This window comes from Cellulomonas jepli (genome assembly GCF_047229345.1).
In the GTDB taxonomy this organism is placed as follows: domain Bacteria; phylum Actinomycetota; class Actinomycetes; order Actinomycetales; family Cellulomonadaceae; genus Cellulomonas_A.
The window spans coordinates 1-15,149 of the sequence record NZ_JBFTER010000050.1 but is presented as its reverse complement, the minus strand read 5'-3'; the positions used below and the strand labels follow the sequence as shown (position 1 = coordinate 15,149).

Here is a 15,149-nt window from a genome sequence, read left to right as displayed (position 1 = left end):
CGTGGCCTCACGGCGGGCCACCCGGTCACGCGACGACGGGGACCGCCGGGCATGGTGCCCGGCGGTCCCCGTCGTCGTGCGCGACCGAGGCCGCGCGGCGGATCAGCCCTGCTTGCGCTTCGCGGCCTTGCGGCGCTCCTCGCGGTTCGTCGGAGCCGCGGCAGCACCGCCCGCTCCGTCGCCGTCGCTCGCCCCGCCCGCGGCACCGGCGTCCCCGTCGATGGACGGCGCCGAGTACTGCAGCGGCGCACGGCGCTCGGGTCCGTCGATGCCCTTGGCGACGAGCTTCGGGGCGGCGGGCGCGGCCGGTGCGGCGCCGGGGAGCGTGCCGCCGGCGGCCGCGGCGACCTGGGCCGCGGACTGCGCACTGACGACCGGGGCACCCGGCGCGCCCGTGCCGTCGGCGACCTTGACCTCGAGGTTGAAGAGGTAGCCGACCGACTCCTCCTTGATCGCCTCGGTCATCGCGTTGAAGAGCTGGAAGCCCTCGCGCTGGTACTCGACGAGCGGGTCGCGCTGAGCCATCGCCCGCAGGCCGATGCCCTCCTTGAGGTAGTCCATCTCGTAGAGGTGCTCGCGCCACTTCCGGTCGAGGACGGAGAGGATGACGCGGCGCTCGAGCTGGCGCACGTTGTCCACGCCCAGCTCGGCCTCGCGCGCGGCGTAGGCGTGCTCGGCGTCCGAGAGGACCTCGGCCTCGATGAGCTCGGCGCTCAGACGCGTCGTCCCACCGGCCTGGTCGACGACCTCCTCCGGGGTGATCGTCACCGGGTAGACGGCCTTGAGCGCCGTCCACAGCGCGTCGAGGTCCCACTCCTCCGGGCGGCCCTCGGCGGTGGCCGCCGCGACGTACGCACTGAGCACGTCCTTCGTGAAGTGCTGGATCTGCTCCTGCAGGTCCTCGCCCTCGAGGACGCGGCGGCGCTCGTCGTAGATCACGGTGCGCTGGCGCGAGAGGACGTCGTCGTACTTCAGGACGTTCTTGCGGATCTCGAAGTTGCGCGCCTCGACCTGCGACTGCGCGCTCTGGATGCCGCGCGTCACGATCTTCGACTCGAGCGGCAGGTCGTCGGGGAAGCCCGCACGCGTCATGAGCGACTCGGCGAGACCCGAGTTGAACAGGCGCATGAGGTCGTCCTGGAGCGACAGGTAGAACCGGGACTCGCCCGGGTCACCCTGACGGCCCGAGCGGCCGCGGAGCTGGTTGTCGATGCGGCGGGACTCGTGCCGCTCGGTGCCGAGCACGTACAGCCCGCCGAGCTCGACGACCTCGTCGTGCTCCGCGGCGACGGCCTCGGTCGCCTTCGCGAGCGCGCCGGGCCACGCGGCCTCGTACTCCTCCGCGTTCTCGGCGGGGTCCAGACCGCGGTCGGCGAGCTCGGCGACGGCCATGAACTCGGCGTTGCCGCCGAGCATGATGTCGGTGCCTCGACCGGCCATGTTCGTCGCGACCGTCACGGCACCCTTGCGGCCGGCCTGCGCGACGATCGACGCCTCGCGCGCGTGCTGCTTGGCGTTGAGGACCTCGTGCGGGACACCCTGCTTCTTGAGCTTCGAGGAGAGCAGCTCGCTCTTCTCGACGCTCACCGTGCCGACGAGGACGGGCTGGCCCTTCGCGTGCCGCTCGACGATGTCGGCGACGACCGCGTCGTACTTGCCGTCCTCGTTCTTGTAGACGAGGTCGCCCTGGTCGATGCGCTGCATCGGACGGTTCGTCGGGATCGGGACGACGCCGAGCTTGTAGGTGCCCAGGAACTCGGCGGCCTCGGTCTCGGCGGTACCGGTCATGCCCGCGAGCTTGGAGTACAGGCGGAAGTAGTTCTGCAGCGTGATCGTGGCGAGAGTCTGGTTCTCCGCCTTGATGTTCACGCCCTCCTTGGCCTCGATGGCCTGGTGCATGCCCTCGTTGTAGCGGCGGCCCGGGAGGATGCGGCCCGTGTGCTCGTCGACGATGAGGACCTCGCCGTTGATGACGACGTAGTCCTTGTCGCGCTTGAAGAGCTCCTTGGCCTTGATCGCGTTGTTCAGGAAGCCGATGAGCGGCGTGTTCAGCGACTCGTACAGGTTGTCGATGCCGAGGTAGTCCTCGACGCGCGCGATGCCGGGCTCCAGGACGCCGACCGTGCGCTTCTTCTCGTCGACCTCGTAGTCGCGCTCGACCTGCAGGCGGCGGACGACCTTGGCGAACTCGGCGTACCAGCGGTTCGTGTCGCCCGAGGCGGGCCCCGAGATGATGAGCGGCGTGCGCGCCTCGTCGATGAGGATCGAGTCGACCTCGTCGACGATGGCGAAGTTGTGGCCCCGCTGCACGAGCTCCTCGGAGCTCCACGCCATGTTGTCGCGCAGGTAGTCGAAGCCGAACTCGTTGTTCGTGCCGTAGGTGATGTCCGCCGCGTACTGCTCGCGGCGCTGCGCGGGGGTCTGGTTCGACAGGATGACGCCGCTGGTCAGGCCGAGGAACCGGTACACGCGGCCCATGAGCTCGGCCTGGTAGCTCGCCAGGTAGTCGTTGACCGTGACGACGTGCACGCCCTTGCCCGTGAGCGCGTTCAGGTACGCGGGGGCCGTCGCGACGAGCGTCTTGCCCTCACCGGTCTTCATCTCGGCGATGTTGCCGAGGTGCAGCGCCGCGCCGCCCATGAGCTGGACGTCGAAGTGCCGCTGACCGAGGGTGCGCCGCGACGCCTCGCGGACGGCCGCGAAGGCCTCGGGGAGGATGTCGTCGAGCGTCTCCCCGTCGGCGAGGCGGGCCTTGAAGCGGTCCGTCTCCTCGCGCAGCTCGGCGTCCGACAGGCTCTCGAAGCTCGACTCGAGCGCGTTGACCTGCTGGGCGAGACCGGACAGCTTCTTGACGATCCGGCCTTCGCCGAAGCGCAGGACCTTCTCGAGGATCGCAGGCACGCGTGACTCCCGACGTTGACTGGCCCCGCACGCCGGCGGCATCGGGGCGAGCTCGGTGTGCCCGACCGCGCGGCCGGGCCCCGACCATCGTAGGCGAGGTCACGGTCTCGGTCGAAGAGCCACCACCGCGGCCCCGAGGAGCGCACCGCCGACGAGGCCCGGCCACCCGAGACGGTCGCCCAGGAGCAGCGCCGCGAGCACCGCGCCGGTGAGCGGCTCGAGCAGCGCGACGACCGAGGCGGTGGTCGGCGGGACCGTGCGCAGCCCGGTGAAGTACGCGCCGTAGGCGAGCGCCGTGGGCACGAGACCGAGGAACGCGAGGAGCAGCCAGCCGGCCGGCCCCGAGCCCGCGGGAGGCAGCGCGAGCCCTCCGCCGAGCGTCGCCGCGACCGGGAGCAGCAGCACGCCGCCGAGCGTGAACGACAGCGCGGTGAGCGGCAGCGGCGCGAGACCCGGGACCGGACGACTGTTGAGCAGCGTCATCGTCGCGAACGCGCCCGCCGAGACGAGCGCGAGGAGCGCCCCCGCGGTCGCGCCCGGACCGGTGGGCACGCCCACCAGCAGCACGAGGCCCACGAGCGCGAGGCCCAGCGCCACGAGCACGCGCGTCGCGGGTCGTCGCCGGTTCAGGGCCACCGTGGCGGCGGCGACCAGCACGGGCGACGCCCCGAGAGCCACGAGCGTCGGGACCGACACGGACGCGATGCCCACGGCGACGAAGTAGAACGCCTGGTAGACGGCCGCGAGCACCGCCGTCACCGCGACGCGGACCACGACGGCACGCGAGCGAGCGACGACTGCGAGGCGCCCGGTGAGCGCGAGCACGACGACGAGCGCGCCGCCCCCGACGAGCAGGCGGTACGACGCCACGGCGAGCATCGGCAGGTCCGTCTCGCGCGCGAGCACCGTCCCCGCGACGCCGCCGGTGCCCCACAGGAGCGCGCCGAGGAGGACGAGCCCGAAGCCGTCGAGGACCCGGCGCCGCCCCCGCGTCGCGGCACCCGCCGCCCCGCGGCTGCCGGGCGGCACGTCGCCAGGAGCAGCCGGCGCAGCACCCGGACCGGCGGGCACGGCCCCCGCACCCTCGATGCCCACCCTCGCGGGGTCCTCGGCCGCCGCGTCGCGGAGCGGCACCTCCCCGGGAGTCCCGGGCGCCCGGCTCCCCGGCGTCCGCCCGTCGGGCGCGCTCACCGGGCGAGCGCCGCGGCGAGCGGCAGCGCGAGGTCGCCGCGCGGCTCCCGCCCGTCCCCCGCGGCCGCCGGGGCGCCGACCTCGATCCCGTCGAGCCCGAGCCAGCGCGCGAGGACCCCGAGCTCGGCCGCGAGCTCGGCGGGGACGTCCGCGGCCTGCGCGCTCCTCGCCCTGCGCTCGGCCGCGGCGGTCGGCGCCGGCGGCGCGGTGTGCGCCGCGTGCACGCGCAGCACCCCCGCTCGGCGGTCCGCCTTGAGGTCCACGAGCGCGGCGAGCCGCTCGCCGAGCAGGAAGGGCAGCACGTAGTAGCCGTGCACGCGCTTGGGCGCCGGCACGTAGATCTCGATGCGGTACCGCAGCCCGAAGAGCTCCTCGAGCCGGCGCCGCTCGAACACGAGCGGGTCGAACGGGCTGAGCAGCGTGCGCCCCTCGGCGCGGCGCGGCAGGGACGCGTCGCGGTGCAGGTACACCGGCCGGTCCCAGCCCCGCACGGCGACCGGGCGCAGCACCCCGGCGTCGACGAGCTCGCCGACCGCGCGGGCCACCCGGGGGCCCTTGAGCCGGAAGTAGTCGGCGAAGCAGCGCGCGGTCCCGATGCCGTGCGCGCGGGCCCCGATCTCGACGAGCGCGCGGGCCGCGTCCTCGTCGGAGGGCTCGGACTGCGCCGCCACCTCGGGCGGGAGCACGCGCTCCGTGAGGTCGTAGCACCGCTCGAACTGGGCGTTCCTGCGCGCGGCGGTGACCTCGCCCGTGAAGAACAGGAACTCGAGCGCGCGCTTGGCGACGGTCCAGTTCCAGCCCCACTCCGTGCGGTCGGCCGGGTGCTCGTGCTCGTACAGCGCGTGCACCTGGCTCGCCGTCATCGGGCCGGACCCGGCGATCAGGTCGCGGATCTCGCGGACCACGTCGGCGTGCTGGAGGGGGACGTCGCGGATCGTGCCCCACGCGTAGGTCAGGTAGCCGCGCCGCCGCCAGCCGAGCAGCCGGTACGTCTCGGGCGGCACGAACGACGCCTCGTGCGCCCACGCCTCGACGAGGCGGCGGGGCGCGCGGCCGGCGGCCCGGTCGAGCAGCGCGGGGTCGTACGGGCCGACCCGCGAGTACGTCGGCATGAGGTGCGCGCGGGCCAGCACGTTGACCGAGTCGATCTGGAGCAGGCCGAGCCGGTCGACGACGCCCTGCAGGTGACGCATCGTCACGGCGCCGCGCCGGTCGACGCGCGGCCGGTCGAGGCCCTGGGCGCGCAGGGCGATGCGCCGCGCCTGCGACAGCGAGAGGACCTCGGACGCGGGGCCGGGCGCCGGGAGCCCGGGCTCGGCGTCCGGACGCGGAGCGGGGCGGGAGGTGGGCACCGGCCCATCCTGCCGCCCCGCTCCGACACTCACGGCGCGCTCCCTCGCGCGCCGGCGCCGCCCGGCTCAGCCGACGGCGGCCGTCGCCTCGACGGGCTTGGGGCTCAGCGTCGCCACGGGGGTGTCGAGCTTGATCACGCCGTAGCTCCAGCCGCGCCGCCGGTAGGCGACCGAGGGCTGCGCCGTCTCGACGTCGATGAACAGGAAGAAGTCGTGACCGACGAGCTCCATCTCGTAGAGGGCGTCGTCGATCGTCATGGGCTGCGCGGTGTGCACCTTCTCGCGGATGACGACCGGCGAGTCGCCGAGGGTCGTCTCGACCGCCTCGCCGGGTGCGGGGGCGGGCGCGGGGGGCTCGTCGGACACCACGGGCGGGCGCACGTCGACGGGCGTGAGGGGGGTGTGGTTGCGGTGGTCCTTGCGCCGGTCGCGCGAGCGGCGCAGGCGCTCCTGGAGCTTCGCGATCGCGAGGTCCAGCGCGGCGTACCGGTCGTCGGCGCAGGCCTCGGCGCGGATCACGGGTCCCTTGTCGACGACCGTGAGCTCGACGCGCTCCGCGACACCCGCCTGCCGGGGGTTGCGCTCGTGCGAGACCTCGACGTCGATGCGCTGGGCCTGGGGCGCGAGCTGCGCGAGCTTCGTCAGCTTCTCCTCGGCGTGCCGGCGGAACTTCTCCGGAACCTCGGTGTGACGACCTGCGACCACGATGTCCATGTGATCCTCCTGGAGGACGAGGGGGGCGGCTGACCGCCCGGTGACGTGCACGTGTGCCCCTGAGGGCCGGACGACGGGCACCACCTCCTCCTGCATCGGGTGCGGGCGGGCGGACAGGTCTCGTCCGCCGGTCGCGCCGTCTCCGGTGCTGTCGGTTCGTTCCCTCACGCTAGTCCCGCCGCGTCCGGACGACCAATCGCCTCACTGCTCCGTCCGGGTGGTGGCGTCGCCGCGAGGGCCCAGCCGGCGAGCACCGCGGCGCCCGCGTCGAGTAGCGCGTCCTCGCACGCCGCGAACGTCGCGCCGGTGGTCAGGACGTCGTCGACGAGCAGCACGGGGACGCCCGCGAGAGCGCCCGGAACCCCGCGGGCGGTGACCTGACCGGCGAGGTTGCGACCGCGCGCCCGACCCGAGAGCCCGACCTGGTCACGTCCGCCCCCGCGTCGCCCGAGGCACGCCCGTGCGCCGGCCGGGACACCGGCGACCGTGAGCCCGGACGCGACGGCGCGGGCGAGGCGTCCGACGAGGTCCTCGCCCCGGCGTCGGCGGGCGGCTCGCGTCGAGGGGGCGGGCACGACGAGCAGCGTCGGGCGGCCCCGAGACCCCGGGGCGCGCGGCAGCACGTCGAGCGCGGGTCCGAGCTCCGGGCCCAGCGCGCGCCCGGCCCGCATCGCGGCCGCCTCGAGCGCCGGGGTCAGGTCCGCCCGGCCCCGGTCCTTCCACGCGACGACGAGCTCGCGGACCGGCCCGGTGTAGGGCGTGGTCGCCCAGACCGGCAGCGGGCCGCGGCCGTCGAGCCGGTCGAGCCGCCCGGCGCCCTGCTCGCAGCGCGCGGGCCGGCCGAGCAGCCGGGACGCGCAGTCGTCGCAGAGCGCGACGTCGAGGGCCTCGCACCCCCCGCACGTCACGGGGAGCACGAGCCCGACCAGGTCGGCCCAGCACCGCCGCACGCCCGACCCGTCCTCGTCCGCCCGCATGCCTCGACCCTGGCACCGGACCGCGGCGGGCGACGGGCGCGCCTCCCGGCGGCGTGCGGAGCCGAGGTCCGGACGGGCTGGGGGTGCGTCGCCGGTATCAGCCCGGGAAGTACGGGTCCCGCACCCCGGTGGCGACCTCGGTCCAGCTCGCGTTCACGCCCGGGAGCCAGAACAGCCGCGCGTCGGACGTCGCCACGTACAGCGAGCGCTGCCCCTTGCCGCCCGCGATCGCGACCGCGTCCTCGAGCGCCGGGAGCATGCGCGTCCGACCGGACAGCGGGACGAGGTGGTACGCGCCGCTCGTGGCGACCCCCGAGCGCCCGAGCACGCCGAGCGTCGCGTCGTCGACCCAGACGAGCTCCGACGCGTCGACGAGCGTCGCCCCCGTGCCGAGCGGCTCACCCAGCTGCAGCGGGCCGCCCGAGGCGTCCCGCACGACACCGGCCACGTCGAGCGCGAGCCCGTCCGTGCCGGTCGAGAGCACCGCGACCCGAGCACCGTCGCGCGCGACGCGGACCGCCGTGACGCTGCGACCGGCCAGCCACGGCACGCTGACGTCGGCGAGCTGGCCGTCCGCGCGCACCGCGGTCAGCAGACCTGCCGGACCGGAGCGGCCCGTCCACGTCCACCCGAGGCGGTCGACCGACGGCGCCAGCAGGCCGGGGCCGCCCAGGATCGTCGCCGGGGGCTCGTCGCCGACCCCGAGCCGCACGAGGTCGCCCGCGTCCGACAGCGCCACGCGCACGTTGCCGCGCTCGTTGCGCGCCACGTCGTGCACGCCGCGGGCCGAGAAATCCGGCGCCGCGGGCAGCGGCAGGAGCTCGCCGTTCTTGAGCTGCACGACCTTGTCCTCCGAGACGACCTCGAGCACCCCGTCGGAGTCGACCCCCCGGCCCACCTCGGCGGCCGACGCCGTGAGCGGGACCCCGCCCGCCGTGACCTCGACCGCGCGCACCCCGGGGATCGCGAGCGACGCCTCGATCTGGGCGATCATCCGGGCCCGCTCCGCGGAGTCCGTGAGCGCAGCCGCCTCCGTCAGGCCGACGGACGCGGTGCTGTCGGTCTCGTCGACCGGGACGGTCTCCGGCGTGAGCTCGACCCCCTCCGGGATGGCCGAGCGGACCGAGTCGCGCAGCCACGGCGAGGGGCCCTCGAGCAGCTCGCGGACGATCGACGTCGCGATGTTCCGCAGCGGGAACCACCGCGTCTCGGGCACGAGGGAGGCGTCGTCGGGGGTCAGGAAGTACAGGCTCGCCGAGCCGAACAGGTTCTCGAAGTTCGACTCGTCGAGCACGACCCCGTCCTCGAGCCCGGCGATGCGCCACTGGTCCGAGCTGTCCCGCACGAGGTCGAACGTGAACGACTCCTCGGCGTCGGGCGCCGCCTCGGCGTAGCGGCCGTCGGCGTCGATGCGCGCCGCGACGCTCAGCGTGACCTGGACCTGGGTCTCGTTGACGACCGTGAACGTCGGGCTGCTGGACGTCGGGTACAGCACCACGCTCTCGCGCGGTCGCCACGACGCGCGCGCGTCTCCGGCCAGGTACTCGCGGGCGGCCCCGAAGTCGCCGCCGCGGCGCGGGTCGCGGCTGAAACCGGCCTGGCTCGCCTTGAGGAAGCCCACGACGATCGCCTGGGGGTCGGCGTCGGGCGCGGGACGGTCCGCGAGCGGCACCACGGCGGGGCCGGCGTCGGTGACCTCGACGTCGCCGACCTCGACCCCGCCGGAGGTCGGCATCGCGACGCACGCGGACAGCACCCAGAGCACGGGCAGGACGAGCACCAGCGCGGACGCGACGGTCCGGCGGCGCGGCGTCCGGGCCGCCGCACGGGCCACGGCGCGTCCCGCGCGGCGGGGCGTCGGGCGGGACGTCGCGCTCATCGCGTCTCCAGACGGTCGGTCTCGTGCTCGTGCTCGTGGTCGGCGTCGGGGTGCAGGTCGGTGAGCTCGGGCAGGGCCGCCGGGTCGACGCCGTGCCGGTGCTCGCGCGGCAGGTCCTCCGGCGCGTCCTCGGGCTCGAGCGGCAGCGGCGACGAGACGAGCCGGATCCCCGCGCGCCGGGGCAGCGTCAGCCGGAAGACCGCACCCCCGCCCGGCCGTCCCCAGGCCTCGAGCCAGCCGCCGTGCAGGTGGGCGTCCTCGAGCGAGATCGCCAGGCCGAGCCCGCTGCCGCCGATCGTGCGGGCCCGCGCCGGGTCGGCCCGCCAGAACCGGTCGAAGACGTGCTCGGCGACCTCGCGCGTCATCCCGACGCCGTGGTCGCGCACCGTGACCGCGACCGCCTGGGGGTCCCCGGCGAGCGTCACCTCGACCGGCGAGCCGTCGGCGTGCTCGATCGCGTTCACGACGAGGTTGCGCAGGATCCGCTCGACGCGGCGGGGGTCGACGTCCGCGACCACCGGCTCGGCGGGCAGCTCGACGCTCAGCCACGTCGCGCGGACCTCGGCGAGCTGCACGGCCTGGTCGACCACGGCGTTGACCGCGTCGCGCACGTCGCGCCGCTCGGCGTCCAGCACCGCCGCGCCGGCGTCGAAGCGGCTGATCTCGAGCAGGTCGACGAGCAGGTCCTCGAAGCGGTCGAGCTGGGTCTGCAGCAGCTCGGCGGAGCGCTTGGCGGAGGGCTCGAAGTCGTGCCGGGCGCCGTGCAGCACCTCCCCGGCCATCCGGATCGTCGTCAGGGGCGTGCGCAGCTCGTGCGAGACGTCGGAGACGAAGCGGCGCTGCAGCGCCCCGAGCGCCTCGAGCCGGTTGATCTGGTCCTGCAGGCTCACCGCCATCTCGTTGAACGAGCGCCCGAGGGACGCGATCTCGTCCTCCCCGCGCACCGGCATGCGCTCGTCGAGGTGCCCGTCCGCGAGCCGCTCGGCGACCTGCGCGGCGATCCGCACGGGGCGCACGACCTGCCGCGTGACGACCCACGTCATCGAGCCCAGCAGCACCGTGAGCGCGAGCGCACCGACCCCGAGCACCCGCTGGAGGAACTCGAGCTGCTCCTGCTCCGCCTCCAGGCTGTAGAGGAAGTACAGCTCGTGGACCCCCACGACGGGGAGCGTCACCGTCTCGCCCACGACGACCGCGGGGACCTCGCGCGCGGGCGCGCCGTCGGTGCCGGTGCTCCCCTGCGGCCACGCGACCGACTGCCAGCGTTGTCCCTCGCCGCTCGCGGTCGCCTCGCGCAGCTCGGGCGAGATGAGGTCGACGAGCTCGGCGTCGGTCGCGCGCGAGGACACGAGCTGCGACGCGGCCGCCTGCCCGGGGGCCCGCAGGAGGAACACCTCGCGCTGCTCCGAGCCGCCCGTGCTCAGCACCTCGGCGACGTCGATGAGGAGCTGCTGGACCTCGGACCCGGTCGACGCGGTCGACCCGGTGAACGAGCCCTGCGCCTGCTGCGCGCCGCGCGCGCTCTCGCGCAGGATCTGCTCCATGCGCTGCGCGAACAGCCCGTCCTGGATGCGGTCGGACAGGTAGGCCCCGAGACCGGCGAGCGCGACCAGGCCGATCGCGAGCGTCGTGACGACGACGCGCACCTGGAGCGACTCGCGCCACGCCCCCGCCAGCGCCCGCTCGCGCCGGGTCAGCCGCAGCCGCGCGAGCCGCAGCGCCCGGCGGGCCCGGAAGGCGTTCACTGCGGGGTCGTGCCCGCCTTGTAGCCCACGCCGCGCACCGTCACGACGATCTCCGGCCGCTCGGGGTCCGCCTCGATCTTCGAGCGCAGCCGCTGCACGTGGACGTTGACCAGGCGGGTGTCGGCGGCGTGCCGGTAGCCCCACACGCGCTCGAGCAGCACCTCGCGCGTGAACACCTGCCACGGCTTGCGCGCGAGCGCGACGAGCAGGTCGAACTCGAGCGGCGTGAGCGAGATCTGCTCCCCGTCGCGCGTCACGCGGTGACCCGTGACGTCGATCGTCAGGTCCCCGATCGCGAGGTGCTCGGGTGCGGGCTCGTCGCTGCGCCGCAGCCGTGCCCGGACCCGGGCGATGAGCTCCTTGGGCTTGAACGGCTTCGAGATGTAGTCGTCCGCGCCGGACTCGAGGCCCAGCACCACGTCGACGGTGTCCGCCTTCGCGGTCAGCATGACGATCGGGACGCCCGACTCGGACCGGATGAGCCGGCACACCTCGGTGCCGTCCTTGCCGGGCAGCATCAGGTCGAGCAGCACGAGGTCGGGCTGCGACGCGCGGAACACCGCGAGCGCGTCGTCCCCGTCCGCGCAGAACACCGGCTCGAGCCCCTCGGAGCGGAGCACGATGCCGATCATCTCTGCGAGAGCGGTGTCGTCGTCGACCACCAGCACACGACCCTTCATGCGCACATGATCGCACCGTGCGCCGGGCGTGCGGGCCATGTCCGGTGCGGCGTCACCCGTGCGCGCCGTCGCGAGGGTGCTGCGCCACGCGCGCGCCCTGCCGTGGCACGATGAGCCGGCACGGCGCGGCACGAGCGCCGCACCGGTGCCTGCGCAGAACAGGGAGCGAGACGCGATGACGACCCCGCACGAGGACGCACCGGGCCAGCCCGCACCAGGGGCTCCCGTGCCGCCTCCCCCCACGCCGCCGGGCAGCCCCGCTCCGGGCGCGTCCGGGTGGGGCCCCGTGCCGGGGTACGCGCAGCCGACGCCGCCGGGGCCGGTCCCGCCGGGCGGCTATCCCGCGGGCGCGGGCGTCCCTCCCGCTCCGGGGCAGCCGGGCGGCTACGGGCAGCAGCCGGGGTACGGCCAGCCGGGCGGCTACGGCCAGCAGCCCGGGTACGGGCAGCCGGGCGGCTACGGCGCTCCCGGCTACGGCGCACCGCCGCTGCCACCGGCGGCGCTCCAGCCCGGGATCGTGCCGCTGCGCCCCCTGGGTCTCGGGGAGGTGCTCGACGGCGCGTTCCGCGCGGTCCGCGCCAACCCGCGCGTCATGTTCGGGCTCACGGTCCTCGTCGTGACGGTCGTCGTCGCCCTCATGTCGGCGGTCACCTGGTACCTCACGGGCATCCTCGCGGGTGCGCTCGGCGACGTGACCAGCACGATCGACCCCGACGGGACGCTGGGGATGCGCGACCAGATGGGCTCGGTGCTCGCGGCGCTGCTGACCACGCCGTTCCTCGCGCTCGCCACGACGATCCTCACCGGCCTCCTCATCGTCTCGGTCAGCCGCTCGGTGATCGGCCAGACCGTGAGCATGGGCGAGGTCGTGCGGCTCGCCCGTGGCCGCATCTGGTCGGTGGTGGGCTTCAGCCTGCTCGTGGGCGTCGTCTGGGTCGTCGTCGTCGCCGCGTACGCCGGGGCGGTCGCCGCGCTCGCCGCGAACGAGGTCTGGTGGGCCGTCGCCGTCGTCGCGCTCGCCGGCGGGCTCGCGCTCGTGCTCGCGGGGTTCTGGCTCACGGTCCGCACCCTGCTCGTGCCGCCCGCGCTCATGCTCGAGGGCGGGCGTTTCGGTCCCACCGTCGCGCGCGCGTGGCGGCTCACGCGCGGCAGCTTCTGGCGTCTGCTCGGCATCTACCTGCTGGTCAACATCATCGTGCAGATCATCAGCCAGACCATCGCGGTCCCGGCGGTCACGGCGGCGATGGTCCTGTTCGACGACCCGATGATGACGTCGTTCGCGTCGATCGCGGTCAGCTCGATCGCGCAGATCGTCGCGCTCACGCTCACCACGGTGTTCTCGGCGGCCGTCGTCGCGCTGCTGTACATCGACGTGCGGATGCGCCGCGAGGGGCTCGACGTCGAGCTCGCCCGCGCGGCCGACGAGCGGGTCGCGTGACGCTGCTCGCCCTCGTGCACGCGCACGCCGGCGCCCTCGGCGCGAGCCGCGCCGGCGACGTCCCCGTCGAGCCCGGCGCGGACGAGGCACGTCGCCTGCTCGAGCGCGAGCTGCTCGAGCCCGTGTACGACGACAGCCCGAGCCTGCTCGAGCGGATCCTCGACTGGGTCGGCAGCCTGTTCGACGACGTGCCCGCGCTCGGCCTCGACGGCCGGACCGCGGCGCTCGTCGTCGTGGTGCTGCTCGCGGTCGTGGCCGGTGTCGCGCTCTGGGTCGCGGGACCCGTGCGCCGCACCCGCCGGCCGGGTGGCGGTGGGGTCGTGCTCGGCGGCGACGACACGCGCACGGCCGCGCAGCTCCGCGCCGCCGCCGACGCCGCCGCGGCCCGTGAGGACTGGCACGCGGCGGTCGCCGAGCGGTTCCGCGCCGTCGTGCGCTCGCTCGAGGAGCGCACCGTGCTCGACGAACGGCCCGGCCGCACCGCGCACGAGGCCGTCGAGGCGGCGGCGTACCGGCTGCCGTCGTCGGCCACCGCGCTGCGCGACGCCGGGCGCCTGTTCGACGACGTCGTCTACGGCGACCAGCCCGCGGGCCCCGCCGACGACGCGCGGCTGCGTGAGGTCGACGCCGCCGTCGCCGCCGAGCGGCCGCTCGGGACGCCGGCCGACGCCGCCGGTACGGACCGCACCCCGGTCCTCGCGCCGGCGGGTGACGTCCGGACGCCCGCCGGGTCCGACGGTGACGGCGCACCCGGCGGAGGGGACCGATGAGCGCCGAGGCGCCCGTCACCGCACCGGGTGGCGCGCCCGGCCCGGCCGTCTCCCCTGCACCGACCGGCGCCCCCGCCGGCGCGTCGGCCGGCAGCGGCCCGGTGACGATCACCGGCGACGGGTCCACCGCGCGGTCGCGCGCCGGCTCGCGGTGGCGGCGCTGGCGCTTCCCGCTCGCCCTGCTCGCGCTGCTCGTGCTGGTGGGGCTGCTCGCCGCGCTGCCCGAGCCCCGCACCTCGACCGTCGCGCTCGCGCCCGACAACGCGGCGCCCGACGGCGCCCGGGCGGTCGCGCAGGTGCTCGGCGACCGGGGCGTCGAGGTCACGTACGTCCGCAGGACGTCGGAGGCGGTCGCCGCCGCCGGTGCGGGCACGACGCTCCTCGTCACCGCCGACGCGCTGCTCGGGCCGTCGCAGCTCGAGGACCTCGCCGGGACCGGCGCCGACCTCGTCCTGCTCGACCCGACGGGGCTGCTCGACGAGGTCACGACCGCCGCGACCCGCAGCTGGTCGGGGGCCGACGACGGCGCGCCGACGACCCGGCTGCCCCGCTGCGAGGACCCGACGGCCGTCGCCGCCGAGGCGTACCGGTCCGGCGGGCCCGGCTTCACCGCGCTGTCCCCCGAGGCCGTGACGTGCTTCCCCGCGACCCCGGACGAGGTCGACTCGGGCGCGTACCTCGTGGTCGAGGGCGAGCGCCGGGTCACCGCGTTCGCCGACGGCGGGTTCCTGCGCAACGACGAGGTGGCGGACGAGGGCCACGCAGCGCTCGCCCTGCGCACGCTGGGCCGGCACGAGCAGCTCGTCTGGTACGTGCCGTCGATCGACGACTTCGGCGACGACGCCGAGCCCGCCGGGCCCGGGGTCGGCGACCTGCTGCCGCCCGTCACCCAGGTGCTCGCGCTGCAGCTGCTGGTCGTGGCCGCCGTGACGGCGCTGTGGCGCGGGCGACGGCTCGGCCGGGTCGTCACCGAGCCGCTCCCCGTGACGGTGCGCGCGGCGGAGACCACGCGCGGACGTGCGCGCCTGTACCGTCGGGCACGCTCGTACGGGCACGCCGCGGCGGCGCTGCGGGCCGGGTCGGCCGCACGCTGCGCGCACCGGCTGGGCCTGCCCCGGTCCGCCGGCGCGCACGCCGTGATCGACGCGCTCGCCCAGGCCACCGGCCGGGCAGCCGACGAGGTCGCGGGTCTGCTGTACGGACCACCCCCGAAGGACGACGCCGGGCTGACGCAGCTGGCGCGGAGGCTCGACGAGCTGGAGAGCGAGGTTCACCGATCGTGACCGAGGCACACCCCACCGAGCCGCGGCCGGCCGCGGACGGTCCGCACGGCGCGCCGTCGCAGGCGCCGCTCGACCGGCCCGCAGACGCCGCACCGCGGCCGGCCGGCGCCGAGCACGCCCCGCCCGCGCCGCAGCACGCCCCGGGCCCTCAGCCCCAGCAACTGGCTCTGATACACATCTCCGAGCCCACGAGACCGTCACCTTGAACTCGTATGCCGT

Annotated in this window: 11 protein-coding genes; 3 read left to right on the top strand and 8 right to left on the bottom strand. The window is 75.5% G+C overall.

The features are described 5' to 3' along the window. Positions 1-102 precede the first annotated feature (102 nt). The 8 genes from secA to mtrA form a co-directional block, all read right to left on the bottom strand. Positions 103-2,901, bottom strand: coding sequence for a preprotein translocase subunit SecA (gene secA, locus AB6N24_RS12895; protein WP_412869802.1), 2,799 nt, complete (start codon positions 2,899-2,901; stop codon positions 103-105). A gap of 99 nt (positions 2,902-3,000) precedes the next feature. After that, positions 3,001-4,092, bottom strand: coding sequence for a DMT family transporter (locus AB6N24_RS12890; RefSeq protein WP_412869801.1), 1,092 nt, complete (start codon positions 4,090-4,092; stop codon positions 3,001-3,003). Continuing rightward, entirely contained in the window at positions 4,089-5,444 is a 1,356-nt protein-coding gene (locus tag AB6N24_RS12885; protein ID WP_412869800.1) for a winged helix-turn-helix domain-containing protein, read from the bottom strand. Before AB6N24_RS12885 ends, AB6N24_RS12890 begins: the two co-directional genes overlap by 4 nt. A 66-nt stretch (positions 5,445-5,510) precedes the next feature. Continuing rightward, positions 5,511-6,158, bottom strand: coding sequence for a ribosome hibernation-promoting factor, HPF/YfiA family (hpf, locus tag AB6N24_RS12880; protein WP_412869799.1), 648 nt, complete (start codon positions 6,156-6,158; stop codon positions 5,511-5,513). 164 nt (positions 6,159-6,322) lie between these two features. After that, complete coding sequence (locus AB6N24_RS12875; protein ID WP_412869798.1) at positions 6,323-7,135, bottom strand: ComF family protein; 813 nt, start codon at positions 7,133-7,135, stop codon at positions 6,323-6,325. Between the two features lie 97 nt (positions 7,136-7,232). Then, on the bottom strand, positions 7,233-9,014 hold the full coding sequence (locus AB6N24_RS12870; RefSeq protein ID WP_412869797.1) for an LpqB family beta-propeller domain-containing protein: 1,782 nt from the start codon (positions 9,012-9,014) through the stop codon (positions 7,233-7,235). Beyond that, entirely contained in the window at positions 9,011-10,759 is a 1,749-nt protein-coding gene (gene mtrB, locus AB6N24_RS12865; protein ID WP_412869796.1) for an MtrAB system histidine kinase MtrB, read from the bottom strand. Before mtrB ends, AB6N24_RS12870 begins: the two co-directional genes overlap by 4 nt. After that, the gene (mtrA, locus tag AB6N24_RS12860) at positions 10,756-11,439 is read right to left on the bottom strand and encodes an MtrAB system response regulator MtrA (RefSeq protein ID WP_183295763.1); all 684 of its coding nucleotides are present in this window, start codon (positions 11,437-11,439) and stop codon (positions 10,756-10,758) included. The genes mtrB and mtrA overlap by 4 nt, the downstream gene beginning before the upstream one ends. Positions 11,440-11,614: 175 nt before the next feature. Here mtrA and AB6N24_RS12855 point away from each other — a divergent pair, with 175 nt between their 5' ends. Genes AB6N24_RS12855 through AB6N24_RS12845 form a run of 3 tightly spaced genes read left to right on the top strand, consistent with a single transcriptional unit; the run spans position 11,615 to position 14,930 of the window. Further along, positions 11,615-12,877 carry a glycerophosphoryl diester phosphodiesterase membrane domain-containing protein gene (locus AB6N24_RS12855; protein ID WP_412869795.1) on the top strand — a complete coding sequence of 421 codons (1,263 nt, stop codon included), beginning with the start codon at positions 11,615-11,617 and terminating at the stop codon, positions 12,875-12,877. Further along, on the top strand, positions 12,874-13,647 hold the full coding sequence (locus AB6N24_RS12850; RefSeq protein WP_412869794.1) for a DUF4129 domain-containing protein: 774 nt from the start codon (positions 12,874-12,876) through the stop codon (positions 13,645-13,647). The genes AB6N24_RS12855 and AB6N24_RS12850 overlap by 4 nt, the downstream gene beginning before the upstream one ends. Beyond that, positions 13,644-14,930 carry a DUF4350 domain-containing protein gene (locus tag AB6N24_RS12845; protein ID WP_412869793.1) on the top strand — a complete coding sequence of 429 codons (1,287 nt, stop codon included), beginning with the start codon at positions 13,644-13,646 and terminating at the stop codon, positions 14,928-14,930. The genes AB6N24_RS12850 and AB6N24_RS12845 overlap by 4 nt, the downstream gene beginning before the upstream one ends. Positions 14,931-15,149: the final 219 nt, after the last annotated feature.

Bases quoted from the DNA above. Each gene is read 5' to 3' on its own strand.
- AB6N24_RS12875 (WP_412869798.1), bottom strand. From the start codon at position 7,135: ATGCGGGCGGACGAGGACGGGTCGGGCGTGCGGCGGTGCTGGGCCGAC.
- mtrA (WP_183295763.1), bottom strand. From the start codon at position 11,439: ATGAAGGGTCGTGTGCTGGTGGTCGACGACGACACCGCTCTCGCAGAG.
- AB6N24_RS12870 (WP_412869797.1), bottom strand. From the start codon at position 9,014: ATGAGCGCGACGTCCCGCCCGACGCCCCGCCGCGCGGGACGCGCCGTG.
- hpf (WP_412869799.1), bottom strand. From the start codon at position 6,158: ATGGACATCGTGGTCGCAGGTCGTCACACCGAGGTTCCGGAGAAGTTC.
- AB6N24_RS12845 (WP_412869793.1), top strand. From the start codon at position 13,644: ATGAGCGCCGAGGCGCCCGTCACCGCACCGGGTGGCGCGCCCGGCCCG.
- AB6N24_RS12855 (WP_412869795.1), top strand. From the start codon at position 11,615: ATGACGACCCCGCACGAGGACGCACCGGGCCAGCCCGCACCAGGGGCT.